The sequence below is a fragment of the Paenibacillus sp. FSL K6-2441 genome (assembly GCF_037964765.1).
GTDB classification, from domain to species: Bacteria; Bacillota; Bacilli; order Paenibacillales; family Paenibacillaceae; genus Fontibacillus; species Fontibacillus phoenicis.
In genome coordinates, this window is record NZ_CP150174.1 from 2,674,411 (window position 1) to 2,700,457 (window position 26,047).

General features: G+C 51.2%; 30 protein-coding genes and 1 other annotated feature. Of the genes, 3 read left to right on the forward strand and 27 right to left on the reverse strand.

Annotation, left to right across the window (positions count from 1 at the left end):
* Position 1: 1 nt before the first annotated feature.
* From NSQ80_RS12195 to NSQ80_RS12305, 23 genes are all read right to left on the reverse strand, one after another.
* The gene (locus NSQ80_RS12195) at positions 2-874 is read right to left on the reverse strand and encodes a heptaprenyl diphosphate synthase component 1 (RefSeq protein WP_009225877.1); all 873 of its coding nucleotides are present in this window, start codon (positions 872-874) and stop codon (positions 2-4) included.
* A 124-nt stretch (positions 875-998) separates the two neighbouring features.
* A complete protein-coding gene (locus NSQ80_RS12200; protein WP_339299206.1) occupies positions 999-1,538 on the reverse strand; it encodes a hypothetical protein in 540 nt (179 codons plus the stop codon).
* Between the two features lie 113 nt (positions 1,539-1,651).
* Entirely contained in the window at positions 1,652-1,900 is a 249-nt protein-coding gene (gene mtrB / locus NSQ80_RS12205; RefSeq protein WP_009225875.1) for a trp RNA-binding attenuation protein MtrB, read from the reverse strand.
* Positions 1,901-2,019: 119 nt separating this feature from the next.
* Positions 2,020-2,292, reverse strand: a complete 273-nt coding sequence (locus tag NSQ80_RS12210; protein WP_009225874.1) for an HU family DNA-binding protein — start codon at positions 2,290-2,292, stop codon at positions 2,020-2,022.
* A 489-nt stretch (positions 2,293-2,781) separates the two neighbouring features.
* Positions 2,782-4,260: a stage IV sporulation protein A gene (gene spoIVA, locus NSQ80_RS12215; RefSeq protein WP_260071273.1), complete on the reverse strand. Its 1,479-nt coding sequence runs from the start codon at positions 4,258-4,260 to the stop codon at positions 2,782-2,784.
* A 401-nt stretch (positions 4,261-4,661) separates the two neighbouring features.
* Positions 4,662-5,417 (reverse strand): DUF3939 domain-containing protein, encoded by a 756-nt coding sequence (locus tag NSQ80_RS12220; RefSeq protein WP_009225872.1) that lies wholly within the window; start codon positions 5,415-5,417, stop codon positions 4,662-4,664.
* Between the two features lie 37 nt (positions 5,418-5,454).
* Positions 5,455-5,805 carry a 2Fe-2S iron-sulfur cluster-binding protein gene (locus tag NSQ80_RS12225; protein WP_009225871.1) on the reverse strand — a complete coding sequence of 117 codons (351 nt, stop codon included), beginning with the start codon at positions 5,803-5,805 and terminating at the stop codon, positions 5,455-5,457.
* 10 nt (positions 5,806-5,815) lie between these two features.
* The gene (locus tag NSQ80_RS12230; RefSeq protein WP_009225870.1) at positions 5,816-6,451 is read right to left on the reverse strand and encodes a hypothetical protein; all 636 of its coding nucleotides are present in this window, start codon (positions 6,449-6,451) and stop codon (positions 5,816-5,818) included.
* A 42-nt stretch (positions 6,452-6,493) separates the two neighbouring features.
* Positions 6,494-6,673: a DUF2768 family protein gene (locus NSQ80_RS12235; RefSeq protein ID WP_009225869.1), complete on the reverse strand. Its 180-nt coding sequence runs from the start codon at positions 6,671-6,673 to the stop codon at positions 6,494-6,496.
* Between the two features lie 145 nt (positions 6,674-6,818).
* Positions 6,819-7,091: a stage VI sporulation protein F gene (locus NSQ80_RS12240; protein WP_009225868.1), complete on the reverse strand. Its 273-nt coding sequence runs from the start codon at positions 7,089-7,091 to the stop codon at positions 6,819-6,821.
* 304 nt (positions 7,092-7,395) lie between these two features.
* A complete protein-coding gene (locus NSQ80_RS12245; RefSeq protein ID WP_339299212.1) occupies positions 7,396-8,436 on the reverse strand; it encodes an NAD(P)H-dependent glycerol-3-phosphate dehydrogenase in 1,041 nt (346 codons plus the stop codon).
* Positions 8,429-9,040, reverse strand: coding sequence for a glycerol-3-phosphate 1-O-acyltransferase PlsY (gene plsY, locus NSQ80_RS12250; protein WP_009225866.1), 612 nt, complete (start codon positions 9,038-9,040; stop codon positions 8,429-8,431). Before plsY ends, NSQ80_RS12245 begins: the two co-directional genes overlap by 8 nt.
* Before the next feature lie 11 nt (positions 9,041-9,051).
* On the reverse strand, positions 9,052-10,374 hold the full coding sequence (gene der / locus NSQ80_RS12255; protein WP_036645810.1) for a ribosome biogenesis GTPase Der: 1,323 nt from the start codon (positions 10,372-10,374) through the stop codon (positions 9,052-9,054).
* A gap of 191 nt (positions 10,375-10,565) precedes the next feature.
* The gene (gene rpsA / locus NSQ80_RS12260; protein WP_016311778.1) at positions 10,566-11,801 is read right to left on the reverse strand and encodes a 30S ribosomal protein S1; all 1,236 of its coding nucleotides are present in this window, start codon (positions 11,799-11,801) and stop codon (positions 10,566-10,568) included.
* A gap of 200 nt (positions 11,802-12,001) precedes the next feature.
* Complete coding sequence (locus NSQ80_RS12265) at positions 12,002-12,583, reverse strand: lysophospholipid acyltransferase family protein (protein ID WP_339299217.1); 582 nt, start codon at positions 12,581-12,583, stop codon at positions 12,002-12,004.
* A gap of 6 nt (positions 12,584-12,589) precedes the next feature.
* Positions 12,590-13,288 (reverse strand): (d)CMP kinase, encoded by a 699-nt coding sequence (gene cmk / locus NSQ80_RS12270; RefSeq protein WP_009225862.1) that lies wholly within the window; start codon positions 13,286-13,288, stop codon positions 12,590-12,592.
* Between the two features lie 115 nt (positions 13,289-13,403).
* Positions 13,404-13,613, reverse strand: a complete 210-nt coding sequence (locus tag NSQ80_RS12275) for a hypothetical protein (protein WP_323076740.1) — start codon at positions 13,611-13,613, stop codon at positions 13,404-13,406.
* 108 nt (positions 13,614-13,721) lie between these two features.
* A complete protein-coding gene (locus NSQ80_RS12280) occupies positions 13,722-14,375 on the reverse strand; it encodes a flagellar brake domain-containing protein (protein WP_323076741.1) in 654 nt (217 codons plus the stop codon).
* A 147-nt stretch (positions 14,376-14,522) separates the two neighbouring features.
* Positions 14,523-15,890, reverse strand: a complete 1,368-nt coding sequence (gene ypeB / locus NSQ80_RS12285) for a germination protein YpeB (RefSeq protein ID WP_323076743.1) — start codon at positions 15,888-15,890, stop codon at positions 14,523-14,525.
* A gap of 80 nt (positions 15,891-15,970) precedes the next feature.
* Complete coding sequence (locus tag NSQ80_RS12290) at positions 15,971-16,123, reverse strand: hypothetical protein (RefSeq protein WP_260071251.1); 153 nt, start codon at positions 16,121-16,123, stop codon at positions 15,971-15,973.
* A gap of 91 nt (positions 16,124-16,214) precedes the next feature.
* Positions 16,215-16,907, reverse strand: coding sequence for a glutamic-type intramembrane protease PrsW (prsW, locus tag NSQ80_RS12295; protein WP_260071252.1), 693 nt, complete (start codon positions 16,905-16,907; stop codon positions 16,215-16,217).
* Between the two features lie 85 nt (positions 16,908-16,992).
* On the reverse strand, positions 16,993-17,613 hold the full coding sequence (locus NSQ80_RS12300; RefSeq protein WP_009225856.1) for a genetic competence negative regulator: 621 nt from the start codon (positions 17,611-17,613) through the stop codon (positions 16,993-16,995).
* Positions 17,614-17,814: 201 nt separating this feature from the next.
* Positions 17,815-18,210, reverse strand: coding sequence for a hypothetical protein (locus tag NSQ80_RS12305; RefSeq protein WP_036645806.1), 396 nt, complete (start codon positions 18,208-18,210; stop codon positions 17,815-17,817).
* Positions 18,211-18,306: 96 nt separating this feature from the next.
* On the opposite strand from NSQ80_RS12305, the gene NSQ80_RS12310 reads away from it, so the two are divergent.
* The gene (locus NSQ80_RS12310; protein WP_323079091.1) at positions 18,307-19,206 is read left to right on the forward strand and encodes a polysaccharide deacetylase family protein; all 900 of its coding nucleotides are present in this window, start codon (positions 18,307-18,309) and stop codon (positions 19,204-19,206) included.
* Positions 19,207-19,261: 55 nt separating this feature from the next.
* On the opposite strand, the gene NSQ80_RS12315 is transcribed toward NSQ80_RS12310, so the two are convergent.
* The gene (locus tag NSQ80_RS12315) at positions 19,262-19,954 is read right to left on the reverse strand and encodes a hypothetical protein (protein ID WP_339299223.1); all 693 of its coding nucleotides are present in this window, start codon (positions 19,952-19,954) and stop codon (positions 19,262-19,264) included.
* Complete coding sequence (locus NSQ80_RS12320) at positions 19,951-20,544, reverse strand: type II CAAX endopeptidase family protein (RefSeq protein WP_036645804.1); 594 nt, start codon at positions 20,542-20,544, stop codon at positions 19,951-19,953. Before NSQ80_RS12320 ends, NSQ80_RS12315 begins: the two co-directional genes overlap by 4 nt.
* Positions 20,545-20,613: 69 nt before the next feature.
* Here NSQ80_RS12320 and NSQ80_RS12325 point away from each other — a divergent pair, with 69 nt between their 5' ends.
* Together NSQ80_RS12325 and serA are read left to right on the forward strand one after the other, a co-directional pair.
* A complete protein-coding gene (locus tag NSQ80_RS12325; RefSeq protein WP_009225851.1) occupies positions 20,614-21,531 on the forward strand; it encodes a hypothetical protein in 918 nt (305 codons plus the stop codon).
* A gap of 181 nt (positions 21,532-21,712) precedes the next feature.
* Positions 21,713-21,940 (forward strand) — a binding site (T-box leader).
* Between the two features lie 227 nt (positions 21,941-22,167).
* Positions 22,168-23,757, forward strand: a complete 1,590-nt coding sequence (serA, locus tag NSQ80_RS12330) for a phosphoglycerate dehydrogenase (RefSeq protein WP_009225850.1) — start codon at positions 22,168-22,170, stop codon at positions 23,755-23,757.
* Positions 23,758-23,883: 126 nt separating this feature from the next.
* Here the strand turns inward: serA and NSQ80_RS12335 are convergent, their stop codons facing one another.
* Entirely contained in the window at positions 23,884-25,323 is a 1,440-nt protein-coding gene (locus NSQ80_RS12335) for an ATP-binding protein (RefSeq protein WP_323076747.1), read from the reverse strand.
* Positions 25,324-26,040, reverse strand: a complete 717-nt coding sequence (locus NSQ80_RS12340; RefSeq protein WP_323076748.1) for a response regulator transcription factor — start codon at positions 26,038-26,040, stop codon at positions 25,324-25,326.
* Positions 26,041-26,047: the final 7 nt, after the last annotated feature.

A 26,047-nucleotide genomic window follows, 5' to 3' on the forward strand; every position in this document is an offset into this window, starting at 1 on the left:
CCTACCCTTCTTGCACGGAACGGCGTGACGGTGAAAGCACAGCGATAAACGGCTCAAGAATCGATTTGAGCTCCGTTCGCGCGGTTTCCTTCTTGCATTCATGCAGCAGCGATTGGACGTGATCCACCGATTGGTGCAGCATAGACAGCAGTTGTTCCTTGATATTGTATTTCACAAGCATTAGCGACCAGTCCCGCTCGCCGACTTTGCGGGTGGAGAGCGCAGTTTTATCCTCGGAGGATCCGGTTTCCATGATGCGCAAATAGGCGTAACCTTTACGTTCGTGCGGCAGCTCAGAAGTAGACCGGATTTCTTCCAGCATGACTTCACAGCGGCTTAACTCCGCCAGCAGCTTCTGCCATAAGCTTTGGACCGACTTGTCCAGGATCTCCGTAAAAGAAAGAAAAAGCCCCATTTTGACATGGACGCATTCCTTCAGATAGTCTTCCGCAGGCAATAACATCTGCTTCAACTTGCTGTACAGCTGGACCTTCAAGCGGTTCACCTCACAGATGGCCGAGCTCATCAACGGGACCATGCCGATCTCCCCGGCTCCAGCTAGCAGATGATAAAACACGCCGCTGAAATAGTCACCGGCCAGCACCTTGAGCTGGCGCGAACGCATGGCCCGGGTTGCTTCCCCCAGTCCGGACTCCAGATCGATGCGATCATGGGTGTCCATGCCAAGCTGCACGAGGAACGCGGCCAGCGCACAGGTCTCAGCTGACTCCAGCGACAGCCCCTCCCGCTCGGTTAAAAACGTATAAAGCAAACGAACACGGGGCACCGGAAACTCCGGAAGCGCCGTGTATGCGGTAATCATGTCGTAACTGACATATTTATTTGCCAATTCTGTTATGCGATAAGGTTTCATCCTTTGCCTCCGAGCCGCTGATCTTTCAGTAATAAAGATGTCACAATCTTGTCTATTATAGCATATGTTTTTTCACTGCGCACAGAGGCTATACGCGAAATCAACTCATCGGTCAATTCACCGGTTACTCCTGTAGAAAACGAGACTGCCACAGCTTTGTTTCCGTCATCCGCATGCGCAACCGCAACTCTTCGGGCATCTCACCGCTCCCGACATGCCGAAGAAGGTCCAGCTCCTCGGCCGAAAATTCGGTACGCCGAACATCGGCAGCCAGCAGCAGATATTTGGTGCCAAGCCAACGGTCCTCCGCCATCAATCTCAGCAGCAGCTGATCGATATTGTTGGTGCGTTCGAACGCAAACGAGATCATTTCCGCCATTCCCCGGTACACGTCTGCTGCACGAACCTGGTCGCCCTCAACCTTCAGGTCAACGGACAAAATATCCCGGTTCAGCTCCACTTTAGCGATGGGCACCGGAAGCTGCAGCGGGGCCAAGGCGTCCACGAGGTTCTCTTCGGTTAACTCCGCCGGGGACGTACCGGCAAACACCGCTGCCACTTGCCGCTCCCGGGCAGGATGCTCGCCAAGCCAAGCTGCGCCCGCCATCGCCAGCGCGCAGACGAACGTTAACAGGATGGCCCGAACGGCTATGTTCCGTTTCATGGGGCATTCTCCCTTCTGGTACACTCGGACAGCGCAAATCTGCCTTTGTCCATACGGTTCTTATACCCCATTCTACATAGAAAAAAAGCAGGCTATGCCTGCAGATTTGAAAATCATTCTTCCGTATCGATCAAGCCGTGCTTCGTATAGACGAGCGCTTTGCCGCGAATCTTGACGGCGGAGGTGTGATCGGTAAATTGGGCGATGAGCACCTCACCCTTGTCCAACTTCTCGGTGTGGTGAAACCGCGTATCCTTCCCCCGGGTCAGCCCGATGACCGTAACGCCTTGTTCTTTGGCCTTAACCACGAAATAGTCTCCGCCCGCGGCAGATGGATCGTTACCGTGTTGCTGGTTATCCATGTGGCAGCGCCTCCCCCTTCACATTTTTGACAGACTGCTTCTTTTTTAAGCCTCCATGAAAAGAAAAAGCCGTGAACGAGAAGCCCACGGTCTTTTGCACGGAAGATACGTAGAAATCTTTATTTAATTCCGTCTTTGAGCGCTTTACCTGGTTTGAAAGCAGGAATTTTGCTCGCAGGGATTTCGATTTCCTCTCCGGTTTGCGGGTTGCGGCCTTTACGGGCGGAACGCTCGCGGACTTCAAAGTTACCGAAGCCAACCAGTTGAACTTTATCTCCGTTCTGCAGCGCTGTGGAAATCGCATCAAAAACGGCGTCAACCGCTTTAGTCGCGTCTTTCTTGGACAGCTCAGTACTTTCTGCAACTTGAGCAATCAAATCGGATTTGTTCATGTGTATTTCACCTCCCACCAAGGAAAATAATACCACTTGCTATTTGTGTTTCCGTTTTACCGCAGAATATACGTGATTTATGCAATTCATTACGTACAAGTTCCCGAAAAACGTGATGAAATCGCGCTTTCGGGGACGCGGAACAAATTTATAGTAATACAGCCCATGCATAATTTCAAGCTATTTCAAGGCTTCCCGGCGATATTTCCTCAATTCGCCCTACAAATTGGACCTTTCCTCCCCCCAAATAACAAAACAACCGCACGCAGCCAAAATACAGCATACGCGCGGTCATTGAGGAGGAATTGCAATTAGTAAAGATAAAAATTCGGCTTTTCAGCACCGAGAAGGTTGGATGAAGCTAGGGACTGAGTAGCGGAGCGTACATAGAGGTACGTGAGCAACGGAAGGCCCGGCTGAATTCAAGATTCGACGCCGACTCCGCTTCCTCAGGTTAGCTTCGTGATCAAAAGCCGAATTTTTAATTACCTATAGAATGATGGCGATGAGGCCGCCGGAGCCTTCGTTGATAATCCGCCCCAGCGTTTCCTGCAGCTTGTAACGTGCGTTATCCGGCATCATGGCAATTTTGCCTTGAATGCCTTCGCGTACGATCGAGTGCAGGGATCTGCCGAAGATGTCGGATTCCCAAATCTTGATCGGATCGTTCTCGAAATCCTGCATCAGGTAGCGGACAAGCTCTTCGCTTTGCTTCTCGGTCCCGATGATCGGCGCAAATTCCGACTCGACATCGACGCGGATCATATGGATCGATGGTGCCGTCGCCTTCAGCCTTACCCCGAAGCGGGAGCCTTGACGGATCAGCTCTGGCTCATCCAACGCCATTTCCGCAAGCGTCGGCGCAGCGATACCGTAACCGGTCGTTTTGACCATTTCCAGCGCCTCGGCGAACCGGTCGTATTCCCGTTTCGCGTGCGTGAATTCCTGCATCAGCTGCAGCAAATGGTCTTTGCCGCGAATTTCTACACCCACCACTTCCATCAGGATGCGATCATACAGATCATCCGGCGCATACAGATCGATCTCCGCTACACCTTGACCCATATTCAGTCCGCTCAGACCAGCTCGATCGATAAAATCGTATTCCATGAAATTTCCGACAACCCGGTCGACATCGCGCAGACGGCGAATATCCTTAACCGTGTCACGGACGGAGTTCTCAAAATTGGTGCGCAGCCAGTGGTTCTCGTTCAGTACCATCACCCAGCTAGGCAGGTTGACGTTGACCTCATGTACCGGGAACTCATACAGAACTTCCCGGAGGACACCGGTCACGTCTTCTTCCGTCATTGTCGCTGCGCTGAGCGCAAGGACCGGAATGTCATATTTTGCGGCCAACTCACCGCGGAGTTGCTGTGTTTCCTCACTGTTTGGACGCGTCGAGTTGATCACCAGCACAAATGGCTTGCCGACCTCCTTCAGTTCGGCAACAACCCGCTCCTCAGATTCCACGTAAGAATAACGCGGAATATCGGCGATCGTTCCATCCGTCGTCACGACAACCCCTAACGTGGAATGTTCCTGGATGACTTTGCGCGTTCCGATTTCCGCAGCCTCTTGGAACGGAATCGGTTCTTCAAACCATGGGGTGGAGATCATTCGCGGCCCATTTTCGTCCTCGTAGCCTTTTGCGCCTTCCACGGCGTATCCGACGCAATCGACGAGTCTTACGTTTACCTCGAGTCCTTCAGCCACCTTGATTTGCACCGCATTGTTCGGGACAAACTTCGGTTCGGTCGTCATAATAGTTTTGCCGGCGGCGCTTTGCGGAAGTTCATCTACCGCGCGGACTCGATCTGCTTCATTTGCGATGTTCGGGAGTACGACAGTTTCCATGAATCGCTTAATAAAGGTCGACTTCCCGGTACGGACGGCACCGACGACCCCTAGATAGATGTCGCCTCCAGTTCGTTCGGCAATGTCCTTAAAAATGTCCACTTTCTCCAATACCAATGATATCCCCTCCTCAAATTTCGCCGAAGGAAAAATGCCCCGAGAGCATCCGCTTCGTGATTCGTCATGATTTTGGGCCTCGCTGCTGCGGCAGGAGCGGCAGCCCCTCTTGCCCGTGTCCGCCGCCGCAAACCTGTGGAAAGAACCTGAACGAAGCGGCGTAAACTCGTACATGCATTTGGACTAGTAACATCTTATGTACCAGATGCGAGAATATGACGGTTAAAACCGTCCAAGCCCGTTTTTTTTGCGGGGCCGCTCATTCAACCCGAACAAGGCGGGCACTTAACCGCCATACTCCCATTTGTATGACTCTATCGGAAAAAGTATGACGCCTCAGGGATAGGAGAAGAGAGAAAAGAAAAACCTCCCGAAATCATTCGAGAGGTTTCTTCTTAATTGAGATATGGTACGGGTTCGCTTCCGTTCCAACGGTAAGGCGGCGACTTCACCGGAACGAACGCGGAGCGGTCCGTCAACCAGGTGCGCAGATCTTCGTCGCCTTGCGGCGTTTTCCCAGACTGATCGATCGCCTGCATAATATCAAAAGCGTAATCCACGTACACATTGCCCTGCTTGTCCATCAGGTAGGAAAGGGTCTCCCCGGAATAGACACTGGTCAATGCCAAGCTGTCGGCCTTAAGCAACGGGAGATCAACCGTATACAAACCCGGATAGACCTCACCATTGGCCTCGCCCGGGAGAGCATCTCCGTGGCTTGTACGGTAGCTCAGCACTTTGTGCTGGACGTCGTTCACCTTCTGAATCGTGTTTAAATCCATTACTTTAACCGTAGGGTCGGTTTCTTCATCGATAACGAGAAAATAGACGCTTCCGCCCTGCTCAAAGGCTGCCGCCGGAAGCTCATCCAAATAACCTTCCCGCTTCAATTGGTTCAAATCGATCTTGTATTTCTCGTATCGCGGAGTATCCTCCCCGGCAGTAATGATCGGCAGGATCCCCTTATCTTCCTGAAAACGATCCAAAGCCCGTTGAACCCGGTCCACGCTCTCCATATAGGAAACCGGGCCGCCCTGCTGCCTCTCCCCGCGGTACAAACAGCCTGACAGCAGCGAGGTCGTTAACGCCAATAAGACAACCAGCGCCGCTGATCTCAAGCAGGTATGCTTTAAATAACGTAACTTCGTCATGTTGAAAATCTCACCTTATCCCCTTCCGTACTTGCCGTTACCATAATTCCTCCTCTTCCCGCTGCCGTTCCAGCTGTTTGCGAATCGCCGCCTTGAGCGGGTCCTTCGGCAGCTGAACCACCACATCCCCCCGGATCTTCGCCTGACAGGCCAGGCGCATCCCCTGGTCCAACAGCGGGCCAAGCTTGCGGCGCTCCGCATCGCTCGGAGGAGTTAACGCGGCAGCGTGCTCCGGATCGACCTGAACTTTGCACATCAGACAGCCGGCATTCCCACCGCATCGCGTCGCTAAATGAATTCTAGCTCCACGGGCAGCCCTCAGAACCGAAGTGCCCGGCCGGACTTGAACGGTTTTCCCGGACGGCAGAAACGTAATACGTCCTTCCACGATCCGCTCCTTAAGCCTTCCTGCCGCGATATTCGCGCCATGGCCGAGAGAGCAGCGGGCGATCCAACAACTCAGCCATCCGTCCAACCCAATCCGCCGACCATTCGTTCCGTTTCAACAGCTCGTCCAACAGGGGCAGATGTCGATCCGGCTCTTTACGGATCATCCCCGCAATCGGCAAATAGCGATCCGGACGCTCGCGCAGGAGGTTAAACACCAATTCATGGGCTAACGGCATGACCCATAAAGCGCTATCACGCAATTTCACACGCTGCGCGGCCGGCGCTAGCAACGCTTCTATCTCCGTCCGATAGAACGCCCCGGCGGTATGGACTTCAAATCCGCCTACCAGCTCAATTGTCGACTCGCCAATACGGTAATGGCTTAACCGGGAGGTATAGATTCCGCTCCGGTCATGACGCGGCTGGTCCGTCGCAAACTGCCGGAGCCGCTCGTGCAGCCGGTCGGCGGTCGCCAGATCCGCATAGACGTCGATATCCCGCGGAACCGTCGCAAGCTCAACCCCCTGGAGCCACAATCCGCAGCTTCCCCCTAGCAGCCACTTGCCCTCCATTCCACAGCTTTCGGCCAGCTTACATAATTCTTCGGTTAAATCGGCATAGGCTTTGCTATCTTGTTGTTGCATATCTCTTCCTCTTCTCTTGGGTTCAGTGATGTAGAGGTTCTGTCAAGTAATCGACACAAGCCCGGTCAAAAAGCCCACCAGCATAATAAAAAAGGCAAGGAGCGATAAGATTCCCTTAATCCACCCTTTGGTTTTCGTCCGTGCAAATGTGATCAAAAAGACCGAGACCCCCATGATCAATACGGCGGCGATCGATAGCCACATCTTCGTCATTGCATCCATCTGTTTATTTCACCTACTATTTTTTGCTTTAATATGATCCATATTATAGCATTATGCGGTCTTTCAGGCTACGCGCTGGCCAAAACTAAACAAAGCCCCGCGGCATACGGCCGCAGAGCTTAAGGGCAATAAGGATCACCTTTATTTATTTTTTAAGCATTAACTTCATTAAGGCTTCCATATTGGACGGATTCATGCCGCTTTTTTTCACGGCGTTCACGATCTCGTGAATCGTGCTTTCCGACACGGGAACTTTCGCCATCGCCGATACTTGCTTGATCAGCTTACGTAGTTCGGCTTCATTTTGAATGGTTGATGGCTTTACGGTGCTGGCCAGCTTTTTGACCGAACTTTCCGAGATCGCTTTACCCGTCTTCTTGTTGATGGCATTCAAGGCCTCTTTGGATATCTTGCTCACGCTTTCGCCTCCTCCGTTGTCCTCTTCAACCAATGTATGAGAGGGCGGAGGTAAAGGTGATATTCCCCAGCAAAACGGGCTCTAACGGCGATATCAAAAGCCGTGTCTGGTAACTCCAATTTCAATAAAGGTTCAAAAAGGCGGCTTTTCAGCACCGAGAAGGTTGGATGAAGCTGGGACTGAGTAGCGGAGCGTAGGCAGACCTACGTGAGCAACGGAAGGCCCTGCTGAATTCAAGATTCGATGTCGAATCCACTACTTTGAAGATGCTTCGTGATCAAAAGACGAATTTTTGAACTTCCGCTCAAATGTGCCATTGTTCCCAGGTTTCTAGGGACATCACTTCCATCTCCGTTTTCCGGTCGCGTCCCATCAGCGCCTCTACAGCGGTGCGCGGGTCCAGCCCCTCGAATAGGACGTGGTAAAGCTGAGCCGCAATCGGCATCTGCACCTGATACTTCTCAGAGATGGCATGGGCCGCTTTCGTTGTGCGAATGCCTTCTACAACCATGCCCATCTGGGTTAATACTTCCTCCAGCGGTTTGCCTTCGCCCAGCATAAACCCAGCTCGCCAGTTCCGGCTGTGCCGGCTGGTTGCCGTCACGACCAGGTCACCGACCCCGGCCAAACCGGCAAAGGTCAGCGGGTTGGCTCCCATTTCAACGCCGACCCGCGTAATCTCCGCAAGACCGCGGGTAAGCAGTGCCGCCTTGGCGTTGTCCCCGTAGCCCAGTCCATCGGACATTCCGGCGCCCAGCGCGATGATATTTTTTAAAGCCCCGGCAAGCTCCACGCCTACCATATCCCGATTGGTGTAGACGCGGAAATACGGGTTCATGAACAGGTCCTGAGCCAATTCAGCCTGGGCCGCGTCCTGTGCAGCGACAACCACAGTGGTCGGGCAGCGTTTCACAACTTCCTCCGCATGGCTAGGACCGGACAATACAACAATACGCCCCTCTTCACAGCCGAGTTCCTCCGCGATCACCGTCGACATCCGCTTCATGCTCTCAATCTCAAAGCCCTTGGTGGCATGCACTAGCAGCATATCCTCATGCCAGAAAGGCTTTAGTGATCGAGCAACCTCACGAACCGCCGAGGACGGCGCAACCATCACGACCGCTTTCGCACCGGTCACTGCGGCTTCCAAATCAGTGGTTGCCGTAAGGCGAGGCGACAAGTCCACGCCAGGCAAAAAACGTTCATTGCGATGTTTCGTATTGATTTCATCCTGTTGCGCTTCGCTACGTGTCCACAAGGCAACTTCCATGTCTTTGTCGGCGAGCACACTGGCGAGTGCCGTTCCCCAACTGCCCGCCACCAGCACGGCGGCTTTATTAGACAACGCGATCTCCTCCTTTGGATCCCAGCTTATTTTCCTTGCCGTGCACGATCTTCACGATATTCGTGCGATGTCTCCAGAAGGCGAACACGCAGATGACCAGACTCGCCCAGAAATAAGGGCCGAATTCGCCGGAGACCGCCAGAAAAATCGGCGTCAAGAAGACGAAGATAAGCGAACCAAGCGAGACGTACCGGGTAATAACGATCGATAATATCGCAATGATCCCCGCGTACAACGCAGGGAAGAAAAACAAGGTCGCCATCACGCCAATCGTGGTGGCAATCCCTTTTCCGCCGCGAAAGCGGAAATAAAGCGGCCAGTTATGGCCGACGATTGCTGCGATGCCGCACAGCGAGGCGATCCATTCGACGCCGTCGCCTAGCCAGCGGCCGATCCATACTGCGGCAATCCCCTTAAGCACATCCAGGGCCAGAACGAGAATCGCCGGGCCTTTCCCCAGTACGCGCAGTGTGTTGGTGGCTCCCGCGTTTCCGCTGCCGTGCTGGCGAATATCGATGCCTTTCAAGGCTTTCGCCAACACGACGCTGAAGCTAACCGAGCCAAGCAAATAACAAACAATTACAGCTATTACGGGTAAAATCACCTTATTCTCCCCTAACCTTCATCAGACTTGCGCCGCGTAAACAGCCGGATTGGCGTTCCCTCAAAATCAAATGCTGCCCGGATTTTGTTCTCCAGGTACCGTTCATAAGAGAAATGCATCAGCTCCGGATCGTTGACAAATACCACGATGGTCGGCGGTTTCACCGCAACCTGCGTGACGTAATTAATTCGCAGGCGCCGCCCTTTGTCCGTTGGCGGAGGATTGATGGCGATTGCATCCGACACAACATCGTTTAGCAGATGGGTCTGCACGCGCTTCGCATGCTGATCTGCGACGTGCTGAACCACCGGCAACAGTTTATGTAAACGCTGCTTCGTTTTAGCTGACAGGAAAACAATCGGGGCATACGTCATAAACAGGAAGTGGTCGCGGATTCTTTGCTCAAATTGGTGCATGGTTTTATCGTCCTTCTCAACCACATCCCATTTGTTCACGACGAAAATGGAAGCTTTACCGGCTTCATAAGCGTATCCCGCGATATGTTTATCCTGTTCGATGATCCCTTCTTCGCCGTTGATCAGAACCAGTACCACATCCGCCCGCTCGATCGCTTTCATGGCGCGCATAACGCTGTACTTCTCCGTCGTTTCATAGACCTTACCGCGTTTGCGCATCCCTGCGGTATCGATCAGGACGTACCGTTGACCGTCTTTCTCGAACGGCGTATCAATCGCATCACGGGTTGTTCCGGCGATATCGCTGACGATGACTCGCTCTTCACCGAGGATCGCGTTCACCAGCGAGGATTTCCCCACGTTTGGACGACCAATCAAAGCGACCCGGATCACGTCATCATCGTATTCGTCATCCGCGAGCTCCGGCAGATTATCCGCAATCGCATCCAGCAAATCGCCGATGCCCGTGCCATGGCTGCCCGATACCCCAATCGGCTCACCAAAGCCGAGGTTATAAAACTCATAAATATTGTCGATCCGGCCGATGTTATCCACCTTATTCACCGCGACAATGACCGGCTTGCCTGACCGGTACAACAAATTGGCGACCTCCTCGTCCGAAGTAGTCACGCCAGCCTTGGCGTCACACATAAAAACAATCACATCGGCTTCCTCGATCGCGAGTTCGGCCTGCATACGGATCGATTTGAGAATCGGCTCCTCGTCGTCGAGTTCAATCCCTCCTGTATCGATGATGCTGAACGGTTTCCCGTTCCATTCCGACGCACCGTAAATCCGGTCGCGCGTAATCCCGGGCTTATCTTCCACGATTGCCAGGCGGTCACCGATAATCCGGTTAAATATCGTGGATTTCCCCACATTCGGCCGCCCGACGATAGCCACAACGGGTCTTGCCATTGACATCCCTCCTAATACTTATTTTTGGATCCTCAAAATGGAGTTGATTCTCTATATAGGCTTCACACGTTTATTTACGGATACACGTAAATCATCATAGCAAAAAAAAGATGGCTTGGCTAACGGTCAACAACAAAAACGGCGAACCCGCTTCTTCAGGGTCCGCCGATGTTCGAGCCACTAAAACCTGATTATTTCAGTTTGCTGAGTTTATCGCCGAAGCGTTCGCCCAGCGTGATGCTTAAGCCTTGGTTGCTCAGCGATACGTTAGGGTTGTCGCCCAGGTCTTCTTTTCTCACGCTGCTGCCTTTGGAAGGTCTTTCGCTCTTCGGTGCAGGAGCCGGAGCTTCTTCCGTTTCCTTAATGCTGAGGCTTACCCGTTTCTCGCTAGGGTTCACGTCCAGCACTTTCACCTGTACCGTTTGTCCTTCTTTCAGCACTTCATGCGGAGTTCCGATATGCTTATGCGAAATTTGAGAGATATGAACGAGTCCTTCTACCCCCGGTGCGATTTCCACGAAGGCACCAAAGTTCACCAGTCGTTTAACTTCGCCTGTTACAATGTCACCGGTGTGGAATTTCTCAGCCGCTGTATCCCAAGGACCTGGTTGTGCTGCTTTGATCGAAAGGCTGATTTTGCCTTTTTCCGGATCAACTTTGAGCACTTTCACCTTCACTTTGTCGCCTTCGGACAGGACGTCAGCAGGTTTGTCAACATGGTTCCATGCGATTTCGGATACGTGTACCAATCCGTCTACGCCGCCTACGTCAACAAATGCACCAAATTGAGTCAAGCGTTGAACCGTACCTTCCAGCACTTGGCCTTCTTTCAATTCAGCCATCACTTTTTGTTTGTTCGCTTCAAACTCTTCATCAAGCACATCCTTTTGGGAAAGGATCACTTTGTTGTTCTCACGGTCAAGTTCTTTCACTTTGACGCGCAGCGTGCGGCCTTTGTAGTCGCTGAAATCTTCAACGAAGTGACGTTCTACCATCGATGCCGGAATGAAGCCGCGAACGCCTACGTCAGCGACAATCCCGCCTTTGACGACGTCGGCAACCGTAACTTCGAAGACTTCGCCGTTTTGGAACTTCTTCTCCAGCTCTTCCCAAGCGTTTTCGCTGTCAATCGCACGTTTGGATAGCACCAGGCGTTCCTTCTCGTCGTCGATGCTGACCACTTTCGTTTCTACCTCTTGGCCTACTTGCACAGCATCCGCCGCATTGTCGAGATGTACGGAGGACAGCTCGCGAATAGGAATAACACCGTCGTATTTATATCCAATGCTTACATAAGCTTGGTTATCTTCGATTTTGACGATCGTTCCTTTGACGGTGTCCCCTTTTTTCAAAGAGACGATTTGCTCCATCTCATCCTGGCTAGCGACTTCCGCAGCCTCTTGAACATTTTTTGTTTCTTCCGACATGTCAATAACCTCCTCAATTCAAAAACCCATTTATTTAAACCCGCTCTAAAGGTTGTTCAAAAAGCCAGCTTTCGATCACAAAGTAAAAAATTGACTTTTTGAGCTTCCACTTGTAGCGAAGTTCAAAACAATCCATTAAGGTATAGCTTCCCAAATGTTATCAGCCTTCATGCATCCCATCTGGCAAAGGCATGAAAAAATTAACGCTTCTTCAGCTCGGCGATGCTGGCCATGATTTTCTCCGTAGCTCGCTCGGCTGCGTCAGGTCCGCCATTCTCCTTGAACTCCGTCAGATCAACCGGCGGTCCGTAAACGACGCGCAATTTCTGAAACAATTTATAAGTGCCAATAATCGCAACCGGAATCACCGCTGCGTCACTGCGAAGCGCGAACGTCGCCGCACCTTTCTTGCCGATCATATTCGCCTCGGCGTCTTTCACCCGACGGCCTTCCGGGAAAATCCCGATGACGTGACCGTTACGGAGCAAGGTCAGCGCGGTTTTGATCGATTCTTTGCTTACGCCCCCCCGCTTTACAGGGAAAGCGCCTAGCTGCCGAATCAGCCAACTGAAGCCGAAAATGTTGAACAATTCCTGCTTGGCCATAAAATGCACCTTGCGTTCCACCATGATGCCGATGGTCGGCGGATCAAGCAAAGTTAAATGGTTGGAGCACAAGAGCACTCCGCCTTCTTTGGGGATATGCTCCAAGCCGCTTACCTCAAAGCGATACAACAGCTTATAGAGGATGCGAAGCACACTTCGACAAAAACGATAGATCATCCAGGCTCAACTCTCACTTCCATAGGTTCTGCACATTGCTACGATGTGGTCGGCCACTTCGTCCAAGGACATCTGCGTCGTATCCAGCAGCTGAGCATCCTCTGCCTGCCGCAGCGGGGAAACCTCCCGCTCCCGGTCCAGCCGGTCTCGCTCTTCAATCGATCGCACGAGGTCATCGAAGGAAATCTTGTCCTGCTCCTTCATTTCCTTGTAACGCCGACGTGCCCGTTCCTCAACGCTCGCGGTCATGAACACCTTCACTTCCGCATCAGGTAATACGCAAGTGCCGATATCGCGTCCGTCCATGACGACGCCTTTGCGCAAAGCCATTTGCCGCTGCAATGAGACAAGCCGATCGCGCAGCCCCTCGATTTGCGCATATCGGGACACTTGGGCATTCACGGCTAACGAGCGAATCTCTTCCGTGACGTCTCGACCGTTCACCCGGACCTGTTGCCCCTGTTCTCCAGGCAGCAATTCGATATCCAATTCAGGTAAATGCTGCAGCACTTTGTCCACTTCGTCTGGTCCGATCCCTAGCTGCAGAAAATACCAAGTTGCCGCCCGGTACATCGCCCCGGTATCGACGTAGACATAATGCAGTCTACCGGCAACCATTCGAGCTATCGTACTTTTCCCTGCCCCCGCAGGACCGTCGATGGCGATGTTGATTTTCTCATGGGTTGTAGACGTCTCGCTTGCCAAAGGGGCATTCCTCCTCAAAACAAATCCTCAAGAAAAAAGCAGGCATTGCCTGCGACGTGAAAATTATACCACAGATAACAAAGGGATGCAAAAGAAACGCGCTTGCTTTTCCCGATTAATTCCCTTGTTCTCTGTGAATGGGCACCCCTTCATATTTGTCTGCAGAGGCTAGAACATATCGCAATTCTGGAATCCGTAGCAAGAGTTGAAACAGGCATAATGCTGCCAATAAAACCAGTAAACTCCGTTTTATCCATCTTTCCACCTTGTCCGAGAAAGACAGAAACAGTTCCGTATAAATTTCGTCGTCTTGCGTTTTTTTCATTTCGATTCCCTCCCTGGTTAGCCACACGAACACGGGTGGATTTCAATGCGTTAATGTATAGCTTATCCATATTGGGAAATCGGAAATACCTCCATTGAGCGGATGAAATCAGCGATTTTTGAAATCAAACTGTCGCTCGAAGCAATACCGAATCAGCTTTTGCCGTTCAAGGTCCGAAATGCTTACGAATTTCAGCATGACAATCGTGCGCCCGGTTTCCAGCTTCTTCATCCGAACAACTTCCGCTTCAAAAGGCACATGGTCGATCGTACCATTTTTGAACGGGATGAGCAGCCAGCAAAAGAGCAGATCCCCCTGAGCCAGCTTAAATTCGCTGCTGCAGCTGAAGGAGACCCCGCCGCCGCCAACATCCTCCGTATATGTTACAAAGCGCACGCCGTCCTTCATGAGCACGGCGATTTCCAATTTGGCGACCACTCGCAAAAAATTGCGCCGTTGGATTTTCGTAATCGTTTCCGGCTCAGGCTTGCAAATACGTACTAATTGAACAACGTCGTCGGCAAAACCGAGCACATATGTATTAAAGTAGTTTTTCACTCCGTTTTCTGTCAGGAAATACACGGATAATTCGTCCCCGATGTACAGCTTTCTGATGCGTCCGCTCCCGATCTCGATCGGCACTTCGATCAATAACGATTCTTCTTCCACGTCCGCGATCCGTGATTTACATTCCTTCTCATCATTCGGCTTCTCCACCGAGGCGACTTGAATGTATACAAGATCGTTCACTTTAGGAAACAAGCTTGCCACCGTCCTATGTCATGGTTGTACTTCTATCTTTTGATTATAGCACGGCGCGAGGCGGCTGGACTTAAATAATTCGTTGAAAAATCAAAAAGGAATCTTCCGGACAACCGGAACATTCCTTTGAAGTTGCCGCGCAGAGAATCAGGAAGACTTCGTTTCTCCTTGATTGTTGCGGCTGCGAATCTCTTCGATCATCTCTTCATTGCCGTTCTCAGCGTTGATGAAGATTTTGTACTGCGATCCGTTAATCGAACCGCCGAATTCGTAGGTGAGCACCTTCTCTGCTTGCTCGTTCTCGATGAGCGCGAGACGATGATATTTCTCTTTGTACTCCGGATTCAGAAATTTACGCGCTTGCTGCAAAGTCAGTTTAGGTTTTCCGACATTTTCCCGGTTTTCACGTTCATACACGTAGTCGCTGGCCTGCATCCCGGTCACCTGCCCGTTGTCCAGTGCAACTCGGATCGTGATTTTCTCCGGATAAATGAGCACGTCGCCTTGCTTGCTGACGAACGTGAAGTTCCCTTCATTATCGAACTCATCATAAGAAACGGCCGCTAGCCCCGGATACCCTTTGTTTTCCAGGAAATCTTTGGCCCGCTGTTTCGCCGTGCTCACATCCACCGCTTTCGGTCCGATGGGGCGATGGTAGACATAGGAGATCAAATGGCCGCCGTTCCGGGTAAAATCAAGCGACCAAGACTCGTCGCCTTTTTTGTTCTTCAGGTTGGCCGTATACGAGGCCCACTCCGTTCCTTTCCCGTTCTCTACGACTTGGATGTTCTCTGCGCTCTGCACGCCCGTAAAAGCCGCCGTTTTACGTTTAATTTCCTCAACGGTGATCGGACTACCGCCCAGCTTCTTCACCGAACGTTTATTGTACATGCTGGAGATGGACGGTCCCCAATCCAACTCTGGGTATTCGCCAACCTTTTTATCTACGGTTTTAAAGCCATCGATAATCGTATTGTCCCGCGGCTCCTTCTCGCTAGCCAGCGCCGTCTCGACGTCCATCCAGCGCAGGCGATTCGCGATAACCTTGTTTTGTACGCCTTGCAGGTCTTGGGCGATTTGCGCCGAGCTTTTGTACAGCTCTTTCAGATTTTTTAACTCGTTTTCGGTTAAAGGCTGCTTCGTCAAATCACGAATCGCGGTCTGGTACGAGAACTTCGCGATACGAGACAGAAACTCTTCCGTTTTATTAAACGGGAGCAAGGTTAACGGAAGCTGGTTGATTTCGTTTTGCGCCTCGCTCGTGATGCGCCATACGTTTACCAGCCCTTTACGTTGGGCACCGGTGGAGGCCGAATTTACCGCCAAGGTGTTGCCCAATTCCGTATGCAGCTTGTCCACGTGATAAGACAAATCATGGAACGCCCGCTGATATTGGTTTTCCGCCTTGATCAGAATCGAGTTTTTCTCCTGGTTCTCCTGATACCCCCACACCAGGGCGCCGATCAACAGCACGGCGGTCACTGGAAACAGAATCGCACTCAATCGTTTGTACATTGGGCTTAGCTCTCTCCCTTCTTCAACTAGGTTGGGATTAGTGTGACAAGAAGGAAAGAACTTTATGCATAATCTTCACCCTACTGAATCGCTTCTTCTTCGATCTCAAAGTTATGCTGATTATTGCATAGGCATTGCTTAAAGCCGGTTTCGATATGGCCGCGCTCTTTTTTGCCGCGCAACACAAACCGCTCGCCGCACGCTTTACAAGTAATTCGCACCTTGACGCGCACGAAAAAAGGCACCCCTTTCTAACGATCCTGCAGCCTACCTTAGCGTAGACATGCAAATTGTTAGAATCAGGATGCCCTATTCTGAGGCAAATTAATCTTGCCCCTTCGCCCCCGGCGTCAAACGGAACGGGGAACGGTTGTTGGCCCGATACATCTTCCCGAGCCCTCCGTACCAGAGGAAGGCCATAAGGGGGACGATAAACCAAATCCAATACTGCGTCGTATTGTTTAAGATCCAATCGTATACCCCATGCCAGAACAGCGGGAAGGCTAACGAAAAGATCAGGAACTTTCGAGTTTGCCCGCCGCTCGAGAATTTAGCCCGACCCAGGTAGTACCCCATCATCACCCCGAACATCGCGTGGCCGGATACGGGGAGTAGGGCTCGAACGAGCATGGTGCCAATCGAAGCGTGACTCGCAAAGGCATACAATACATTCTCAACCGTTGCGAATCCTAATGAAATTGCCGCCGCATATAAGATCCCGTCATACGGCTCATCAAATTCGGTATGGTTGTAAATCATATGAAATAATACGAACCACTTCAGCACTTCCTCTACACCGGCCGAAATGCCAAAAGCTGTAACCAACGGTCCTTCGCCCAGCCACATGGTTAACCCTCGCTGGATGATCAGGACCGGCAATACGATCAAGAAGCCAAGCAAAAACACCTTGATGACCATATGCAGCGGTTCCGCATCATACTTGTCCCTGAGATAAAAATACGTAAGCAGTGCAATACCGGGAGCAACCGCTGCGCTTAAAATCGAGAAAAAGAGCAACGGTTATCCCCCCTTATTGGCTGCTTCCGTTCTTTGTCTCTCTCTCTTCTGAATTGACATGGGTCTGCCTTCATACGAGACGTAATCAATCCTGGCGTTTGAAGTGGTTGCAAATCGTATCCACCGCATGATCAGCCATGATTAATTGCCCGTACTCTTCCAGCATCGCCGTAGTTACCGATGTCGCTTCGCCGAATTCAGCTAATACTGCAATCAGAGCAGGATGTTTGCCCTCCTCCAGTTCCTCCGGCTCCAGCTGAAGAACCCATTTTCCATTATATTTATACAGTCTGCCGGCATTGTGAAGCATCGACTTCAGCACGTGTGCCGCTTCGATTACATTCTCGAAATCGTCAAAGGAATACAGAATGGTATCACTTTGCTCCAACGTAACTTCCATCTCATAAACTTCTTCCGGCAGTTCATCCTCATAAGGCGAGCCAATCCCATGTTGATGGTGATCGTATTTGCCGCGCGTAACGATGACGACCATTCCTTGTGCAGGAAGGGCGAACACTTCCACAGCCAATGGCCCGGTGGCGTCAAAGCCCACTTCGTTATAAGCCTGATCCATCATTTCAGTGAACAGGTCATGGACTTTGGGAATTTCCTGCCACATGTCCTCTTTCTGTATACCGCGTTCGCTTAAATCGTCAAACGTGAGGAAAATCCGTATCTTATCCTGGCCTAGTCTTTCTATCTTCATACAGGATCCTCCTCTCTCTATACGTTGTTATAAAACAGATTATGAAACCTGCTGTCAAGTGTGCTGAAAATGGTTCTTTGTATGTATGTTATCACTTATTTCACCTAAATGCACGCTTTAAAATAGAACAAAAAAGAATCATTTTCCGTAACCCCATCAAGGGGGCAGAAAATGACTCTTGTGGTGGTGTTTTGAAACGGATTACAAACCTGGAACCGGGGTTTTCGCCTCTTTGAGGATGGCCTCAACTTCACGGCGCACATCGGGATCGCCTTTAATGAGGTCGGTCAGCTGCTTCAGACTGTATTCCTTCGAATGATTCGAACCGGCCGCTGATACCGTGCCGGAACTGGGATACACCTGGGCGTTGTCTGCCCCTTTAGCCTTTGTGACAGATGCAGACGCCGTATCTTCCGTTTTCAGCGCTGCCGAAATATCTTCGGTGGGGCTGTCGGTACGCTTTGAGGAGATCCCCGCAAACTTCAGGACCGAGCCTGCACCGCTCATCACGGACATCAGGCTTTGCTTCCGTCGCGAAGCCCACATCGCGGCGAAAACGCCAACCAGTAAACCGCCTAAAAATGAGGAAGATTTCACGTAAAAAACCTCCTTGGTTATGTTAAAATCATCTGTAGTGTTCGCGGATTCCCTTAAACTCATGCGGCATAAATACAGGAAAGCGAGTTGACTTCTTTGCTCCACAAGAAGCTCCTGCCCATCGCCGCCGCTTGTCTTATTCTTAGCTCATGCGGCCAAACCGATGCAACCATAACACCAGCCACATCTAACCAAAACACCGCTCCTTCTTCTGAAGCGACCGCGCCAGATGGCGCCAATGATGGCGCCAATGAATCCGGACAGGTTGGCGAACAGCCTGAGGACTCGTCATCATCAGCCGATGAACAGACCTCTTCTGAAGCGGCCGCACCTCCCCTGATGTACCACATTAATAAGGCGTATAACGTAGTGCCCAATGATGAGACCGTGGACAAGAAGGTGGTTCTCCTGACGTTTGACGACGGGCCAAAGGAGAAGGAAATGATTGACGGACTGATCGATACGCTGGATAAACACCAGGCTAAGGCGATCTTTTTTGTTAACGGGTACCGGGTTAAAGCGCATCCCGAGCTGCTGCAGCTAATCCATGACCGCGGGCAGATCATCGGAAACCACAGCTGGGATCACATCGACTTAAAGAAAGAGTCCGCGGCGAATATGCGCAAGCAAATTGAAGATGTGCAAAATATCGTAAAGGAAACCGTCGGCGAAGCGCCACGTTTCTTCCGTCCTCCCTTCGGTTCAGGGAACAAAACAACGCATCAAATCGCAGACGACAATGATCTCATTTACATGACTTGGTCCAACGGTTCCCTCGACTGGGACAGCAAAAACAGAAACAAGCCTGAGGCGGTCATCGCGAATGTGCTGGAACAGCTTCACGCTGGAAGCAACATCTTGATGCATGAGCTGCCTTGGACCGTAGAGGCGCTGGATGAATTGCTCACCCAACTGGAACAGAAAGGATATAGCTTTGTTGACCCCCGGAGTATCGGACCAGCTCCTGATCATGCAGATTCCGAAGCAGCAAAATAACAATGAATTCAAAAAACCGTCAGGAGATAACCTGACGGTTTTAATCTTGAGTTTTTTATAAACCATGGCTTTTTCCCCACGGCGAATCGCTTAAGCCCCACCATAACAAATAAATCAGAATAATGACAAAAGCATAAAGAAGTGAATTATAAAACCAACGGGTCATTTTAACACGTTGTGACGGAAACAGCTCCTTGCGTGTTGGCAGCTTGTCCAAATCGGGCTCTACCTCCAACAGGGTAGATAAAGGTCTCTGCGCATTACCAAAATGCTCGATACCATGTAGCGGATGGGAACCCTGCGTTGAGTTGAAGGATGACCGCTGAACCGGCTCTTTGAGTTTAGCTAATGCAGCAACAGCTGCAGATTCAAATTTACCGTCATCCGCTGCATTCGTCTTGGGAGATCCGGGCTCCGTTGCAGCTTGCAGCGCATCCCTATCCTTCCAAACTGCAGCCTCAGATTTACGCGGAATAAGCAGCCGAACCATCGTCTCATCGCCAATGACAGGCTTCTTCTGCACAGGAGTGGTTTCCTCATCAGCGATCAAGAAGGGAAAAGGCTCCTTTTTCAGGCTGCTACGGGGTCGAACAGCGGCATACGTCGACTCGGCGTTCACCGCCGCAGGCTCCGGCGTGAGTTCAGCCGTCGCCATGCCGGAGGCCAGATTCCGCGATTGTATGGAAGCATTGCGTTTCATTCGATTTTGCTGACCGTAACGGTCCATTCGGCTCAAATGCTCGTTCATGACTCCCTCCGAAATTTAATCACCAGGCCTGATACAAGATCAATCAAGAAGTGACATAAGATCGGCGCCCAAAGCGTCCCCGTTTGTACATAAATAAATCCGAGGCCGTAGCTGCTCGCAAACACCCATGCCGTCGGAATCCAATGCCGAAGATATCGGACATGGATCGCTGCAAACAGGATGCTCGTCCAATACGGACCCAGCCCATACTGGATCGCCCCGCGGAACAACAGCTCCTCGCATACGGCAACAACCGCCGCGATCACGACGATATGCCAAATCGGTCGATGACGGAAGAGCAGGGAATTAATGCCCCCATCATCCATACTTTCCTCCGAGATGAACCGGGACAAGAGCATATCCGCCCCGAACATCACAGCCGCAAATCCTGCTCCCCAGTACACAAATTCGACACTATTCGGGAAATTGAACAGATGAAACGGATTTCTTTTCTGAAATAACAAGATCACAAGACCGATAAGTAATGTAAGCCCTTGCGTGAGATATAAATTAATGAGCAACAATCGATCGTTTAACTGACCGGGGTCGACTTTTTGTATTTTTACATCGCGCAATTTGAACTTTTTCATAGTTTTTGTCAAACCCTGTCCTTTATAATATTTTAACGCATTCAAATCAATATAGTAAGGAGCATAAGTATGATTCGAAAAAATAACACCAAATTTGAAATGCTGTTCTCGCTTGGATTTCTCGCCTTGTTGATTACCGCGTTTGGGACGTTCTTTCTTGGGCTCAATCTCGGGATCGACAAGACGGAAGCCAAATATGCGAATCTCAAAGCAATAACGTTTCGAGAGGAAAACGAGACCTCCTATCAGCAACAGGATTTGGTCACGTTCTACTATGTGGTATTCCAGCCATATCAGCAATTTAAAGAGGACTACCTCACGCTGATCGAAGACATCACCCACAGCTCCAAGCCGGTATCGTCGGACAAGCTGAAGGACATCCGCGATAAGGCTAAAGCCAGCTATGAACAAATTGCCGTACAATCCATCGCCGACTCCTCCCCCTTGCTCAAGGAGGCCCAAACCGACTATTTAAAGAGTCTGAAGCTGTTTGAGGAAAGCATGGACCAGATCAAATCTAAGGCAGGGAACAAGAAAGGCATGGAGCTGGCCAAAATCATCAATCAAGACGAGTTCACCGTGAACGCCAAAAAGTATGGGCTGCAGGCGCAAAAGAAATATTATGCCTCGATGCTGAAATGGACCGCCAAAACCAAAAGCGGCGTTTCTGCTGACTATACATACAAAGAGAACATCGGAACTAAGGAATGGTCCGGTTATTCGCTTGCTGTAAAAAATAAAGCCGTCACCGATATGATGGTGAACGAGCAGCTTTATGTATCCTATTTGCCGCAGGACTTCACGGCCAAAATCGATCAGTTGATCAGCAGCGGAAAAGCCGATGCGCTTAAATTGAACTCCATCGGCTCTATTGTTAAGGTTTTAATTGAAACGGATGCCGTGAAGAGCAAAGAATTTGTAAAATGGAAGTCAACGTATTACGCCTCCGAATCGTTGCCGGAGCTGCCGTTCTTTGCGGAGAATTAAGCCATTTCGCTGTCCGCCGGAATCAGACGCTTTTCGACATTAGTAAAATCATAACCAAAATTTCGGACGGATTCAAGTTTGGGCAAAATCCGAACGACAAACACCTAACTTTGTAAAAATGTTCAGGTTGGTGTTGACACTTTGCCAAGGCCCGTGTTACATTATGAAAAATTACATCTCATGAAACACTTTGAAGGAAAGAAGCCTTCGGAAAGCTTCCAGAGAGTCGGTGGTGCTGCAAACCGGCAGCGGAACGAATGGCTTTAGCGCTCCTGAGTCGCTGCGTTGAAATGAAAGTAGGCGCAGCCGGTGAACCCGTTATCGTTCTTGTCAGCAATGACAACTGAGGCTGCTTTCTGCGAAGGGGCAGCGAATTAGGGTGGTACCACGAATAACTCTCGTCCCTTACTACGGAAGTAGTGTGCGGATTGAGAGTTTTTGATTTATTTAAATCCGTTTAAGCGACGCCAACTGCCTTCCAGGCGTCCTTGGGCACCTTGGTTCTTTGGTGCGGTAATCGGACACAGCGTCAATGAAGAAACTCAACCACATCAGCTTATGCTTCCGAAGATAGCAATACTTGCTGTCTTTCAAGGAGGCCTTGCTATATAAAACTTTTAGGAGGGTCAAATCATCATGTTTAAAGTTTTAGTATCGGATCCGATCAGCGACTTAGGAATTCAGCAGCTGATGGATGCAGCCGACGTTGAGGTCGACAAGAAGCCAGGTCTCAGCGAAGATGAATTGGTGCAGATTATTCCGCAATATGACGGTCTCCTGGTCCGCAGCCAAACGAAAGTCACCGAAAAAATCATGGAAGCCGGAACCCGCTTGAAAGTCATCGGCCGCGCTGGCGTTGGGGTCGACAACATCGATCTGGAAGCGGCGACGAAACGCGGAATTATCGTCATTAATGCTCCAGACGGCAATACGATTACGACTTGTGAACATGCCTTTGCGATGATGATGGCGCTGGCCCGTCATATTCCGCAAGCCTATGCGAAGACGATCAAAGGCGAATGGGACCGTAAATTCCTTGGCGTCGAGCTGCGCAACAAAACGTTGGGCGTGCTGGGCATGGGCCGGATCGGCAGCGAGGTTGCGAAGCGTGCCAAAGCGTTTGGCATGGATATTCTCGGCTATGACCCTTTCCTTACTGAAGATCGGGCGGAGAAGCTGGGTGTGAAGCTGGCCACCGTGGACGAAATCATCCGGAATGCGGACTTTATTACCGTTCATACGCCGCTCACACCGGAGACGAAGCATATGATCGCCCGTCCTCAATTTGAAGTGATGAAGAAAGGCATGCGCATCATCAACTGCGCCCGCGGCGGCATCATTGACGAATTGGCGCTGGTTGAAGCGATCGATCAGGGGATCGTAGCCGGGGCTGCCTTCGACGTATTCGAGAAAGAACCGCCGGAAGCCGACCACCCGTTCCTTCATCATCCGAAGATCATCGTGACCCCGCACCTTGGCGCTTCTACCGTGGAAGCACAAGAGAATGTGGCCATTGACGTATCCGAGCAGGTGCTCCATATCCTGCGCAACGAACCGTTTAAGAATGCAGTTAATATGCCGCCGGTTGCAGCCAGCGTCATGAACAAGCTGCAGCCTTACTTCGGGCTCGGCGAGAAAATTGGTATTTTCCTGTCTCAATTGAACAATCAGGCTGTCAAAGAAATTCATGTCGATTATGCCGGTGATCTGGCGGAAGTGGATACGCAGCCGCTGACCCGTTACATTATCAAAGGTGTGTTGTCCCGTCATTTCGGTGGCGACGTGAATATCGTTAACTCGATGCACCTGGCGAAGGTCCGCGACATTAACGTAGTGGTATCGCAGGCTTCGGCTACCAAAGGCTTCACCAACCTGATCTCCGTGACGCTCAAGGCTCAGGACGGAGCGGAGCGCCGGGTCGCTGGTACGCTGTTGAACGGATACGGTGCACGCATTGTCCAAATCGACAAGTTCCCGGTTGATGTCGCGCCGGAAGGCCATCTCATCTTCATCTCGCATAACGACAAACCGGGGATCATCGGGCATGTCGGTACCTTGCTCGGGAAGAACGTTGTGAACATCGCCTCCATGCAGGTCGGACGTAAGCTGGTCGGCGGCGAAGCGATCATGGTTCTAACTGTGGATAAAGCCGTGACGAAGGAAGTCCTGGACGAGTTGACGAAGCTTCCGGAAATCAATAAAGCACAGCATATCATTTTCGCGTAACGGCGCGAATCAAGATAACACGAATATTCATGAGGCCGTAGATCAATCATTGTTCCACGATGAACAAGATTTATCTGCGGCATTCAACAAAAAAACATCCCTCTTCGCGAAGGATGTTTTTTGTTATCACGTAGTTTGTCCCGATTCGACAGGAAGCAAGAAATGAAATACGGTGCCCTTGCCGATTTCACTATCGGCCCAAATGGAACCGTGATGGGCTGCGATGATATTTTTGACGATCGAAAGCCCCAATCCCGTCCCGCCGTTCTCACCGCGAACCCGTGCTTTATCGGCTTTATAGAAGCGATCAAAGATATATCGCAAATCTTCGCTCGGAATGCCTACACCGGTATCCGATACGGCTACGTGAAGCTGCTTGCCCATTTCGCCGGTCTCCATATGAGCCTTGACCGTAACCTTTCCTCCTTCCGGCGTATGCCGGAAAGCATTGTCCAGCAGATTGGTCAGCACCTGCTCCAAACGGTCTTCATCGGCTTGCAGCTGCAGCTCTCCGTCTTCCAGCTCCAACACAAGCTCAACCCCGTTATCCTTGGCCCGGACCTGAAATTTACGGTCCACCCGCTCCGCCAATTCACGAAAGTCGATCTTGCGCATGACCATATCCGTATGACCTGCCTCCATCCGGGCCAGGTCCAACAAATCGCGAACCAGCCGTCCCATCCGCAGGGATTCGTCATAAATGACTTGGGCGAGCTCAGCGCTCTCTTCCGGCGAAGAAGCCATACCGTCGAGCAGCGCTTCACTGTACCCCTGCATCATCGAGAGCGGAGTCCGAATTTCGTGAGACACATTGGCCACGAAGTCGCGGCGCATCTTCTCCAAGTTGACTTCTTCGGTTACATCCCGAAGCACGGCAACGGCTCCGCGAACCTCGCCGTCCGAGGACAGCGGCGCCATATGTACGGACCATACGCCTTTCATAACGTGTACATTCATCTTCTGGTCGCTCTCTTGAACCAGCAAACGGCGGAACATCGGAAGCAGCGGTTGCGGAACCATCTGCCCTTCCCCGGCAGAGGCAGGTAAATCCTCCTCCCCATCCTCCGTCAGATCGCCCCAGAGCTGCAAAATCCGATCGCCCGGCGGGTTGGTCAAAATGACGGCGCCCTCGCGGTCCAACGTGATCACCGCATCATTCATGCTTCTTAGCACGCTGGAAAGATGTTCTTTCTCATGCTTTAAGCTGCGAATTGTATTTTCAAGCTCTTCCGCCATATGGTTAAACGTATTTGCCAGTTCACCAATTTCGTCGCTCGTACGCAGGGACAAGCGCGTATCGTACTTGCCCTTGCGCACCGAATCCGCAGCCCGGATCAACTGCTGCATCGGTTGCGTAATCTTCGTGAACAGAAACAAGGCAAAAAACGTTGTGAGCGAAAATCCGATCATCGAGACGATCACAAATAATCGTTTAACCGCTCCAGAGTTCGTAAAGTTCGTATCAATATAGGGCAGCAGGAACAGGCCCATCAACATCAGGACGCAGGCTACCAAGCAAATGATCGTAATCCACAGCTTACCAACGAGCGTTCTCCAGAAGTTCACTTACTTTGGAACCTCCAGCTTGTATCCGACGCCCCACACGGTCGTGATCATGGCGGCGGACTCCGGCGACACCTTGTTCAGTTTCTCCCGAAGCCGTTTCACATGGGTATCCACCGTACGCAAATCTCCGAAAAACTCGTAGTTCCATACGTCCTTCAGCAGCTCTTCCCGGGAAAACACCTTATCCGGCGATACTGCCAAATAATGCAGCAGCTCATATTCCTTCGGAGTCAGGCTGACTTCCTGCCCGTTTGCAGTCACCCGATGGGCATCATGCTCAATCACGAGATGAGGGAACACGATATTGTTGCTAGTTCCGCTTTCCTTCGTCAAATAAGCCGTTGCGGAAGCGCGGCGCATGATCGCTTTAACCCGGTAGATGACTTCACGAGGGCTAAACGGCTTCACGACGTAATCGTCCGCCCCAACTTCAAAGCCCTGCACGCGGTTGATTTCCTCGCCTTTGGCCGTCAGCATCAGTACCGGCGTTGCTTTTACTTGTCTCAATCGATTGCAGACCTCGACGCCGTCAATCCCCGGAAGCATCACGTCGAGCAAGATCAAACCATAGTCGTTGGAAGTCGCCAATTTCAGGGCGGTCTCCCCGTCTTCGGCTTCATCGATTTCGTAGCCTTCTTTTTCCAAGTACATCTTTAGCAGCCGGCGAATCCGCTCCTCGTCATCGACTACCAGAATGCGGTTTGTTTGATCTGACATTTAACAA

Excerpts from the sequence above, each read along its gene's own strand:
- serA (WP_009225850.1), top strand. The coding sequence starts at position 22,168 with ATGTTTAAAGTTTTAGTATCGGATCCGATCAGCGACTTAGGAATTCAG.
- der (WP_036645810.1), bottom strand. The coding sequence starts at position 10,374 with ATGGCAAGACCCGTTGTGGCTATCGTCGGGCGGCCGAATGTGGGGAAA.
- rpsA (WP_016311778.1), bottom strand. The coding sequence starts at position 11,801 with ATGTCGGAAGAAACAAAAAATGTTCAAGAGGCTGCGGAAGTCGCTAGC.
- NSQ80_RS12300 (WP_009225856.1), bottom strand. The coding sequence starts at position 17,613 with ATGAAGATAGAAAGACTAGGCCAGGATAAGATACGGATTTTCCTCACG.
- NSQ80_RS12320 (WP_036645804.1), bottom strand. The coding sequence starts at position 20,544 with ATGAAAAAGTTCAAATTGCGCGATGTAAAAATACAAAAAGTCGACCCC.
- NSQ80_RS12230 (WP_009225870.1), bottom strand. The coding sequence starts at position 6,451 with ATGCAACAACAAGATAGCAAAGCCTATGCCGATTTAACCGAAGAATTA.
- NSQ80_RS12235 (WP_009225869.1), bottom strand. The coding sequence starts at position 6,673 with ATGGATGCAATGACGAAGATGTGGCTATCGATCGCCGCCGTATTGATC.
- mtrB (WP_009225875.1), bottom strand. The coding sequence starts at position 1,900 with ATGGATAACCAGCAACACGGTAACGATCCATCTGCCGCGGGCGGAGAC.
- NSQ80_RS12340 (WP_323076748.1), bottom strand. The coding sequence starts at position 26,040 with ATGTCAGATCAAACAAACCGCATTCTGGTAGTCGATGACGAGGAGCGG.
- NSQ80_RS12220 (WP_009225872.1), bottom strand. The coding sequence starts at position 5,417 with ATGACGAAGTTACGTTATTTAAAGCATACCTGCTTGAGATCAGCGGCG.
- NSQ80_RS12275 (WP_323076740.1), bottom strand. The coding sequence starts at position 13,613 with ATGAAAAAAACGCAAGACGACGAAATTTATACGGAACTGTTTCTGTCT.
- NSQ80_RS12265 (WP_339299217.1), bottom strand. The coding sequence starts at position 12,583 with ATGATCTATCGTTTTTGTCGAAGTGTGCTTCGCATCCTCTATAAGCTG.
- ypeB (WP_323076743.1), bottom strand. The coding sequence starts at position 15,890 with ATGTACAAACGATTGAGTGCGATTCTGTTTCCAGTGACCGCCGTGCTG.
- NSQ80_RS12210 (WP_009225874.1), bottom strand. The coding sequence starts at position 2,292 with ATGAACAAATCCGATTTGATTGCTCAAGTTGCAGAAAGTACTGAGCTG.
- NSQ80_RS12195 (WP_009225877.1), bottom strand. The coding sequence starts at position 874 with ATGAAACCTTATCGCATAACAGAATTGGCAAATAAATATGTCAGTTAC.
- NSQ80_RS12315 (WP_339299223.1), bottom strand. The coding sequence starts at position 19,954 with ATGAACGAGCATTTGAGCCGAATGGACCGTTACGGTCAGCAAAATCGA.
- NSQ80_RS12200 (WP_339299206.1), bottom strand. The coding sequence starts at position 1,538 with ATGAAACGGAACATAGCCGTTCGGGCCATCCTGTTAACGTTCGTCTGC.
- NSQ80_RS12325 (WP_009225851.1), top strand. The coding sequence starts at position 20,614 with ATGATTCGAAAAAATAACACCAAATTTGAAATGCTGTTCTCGCTTGGA.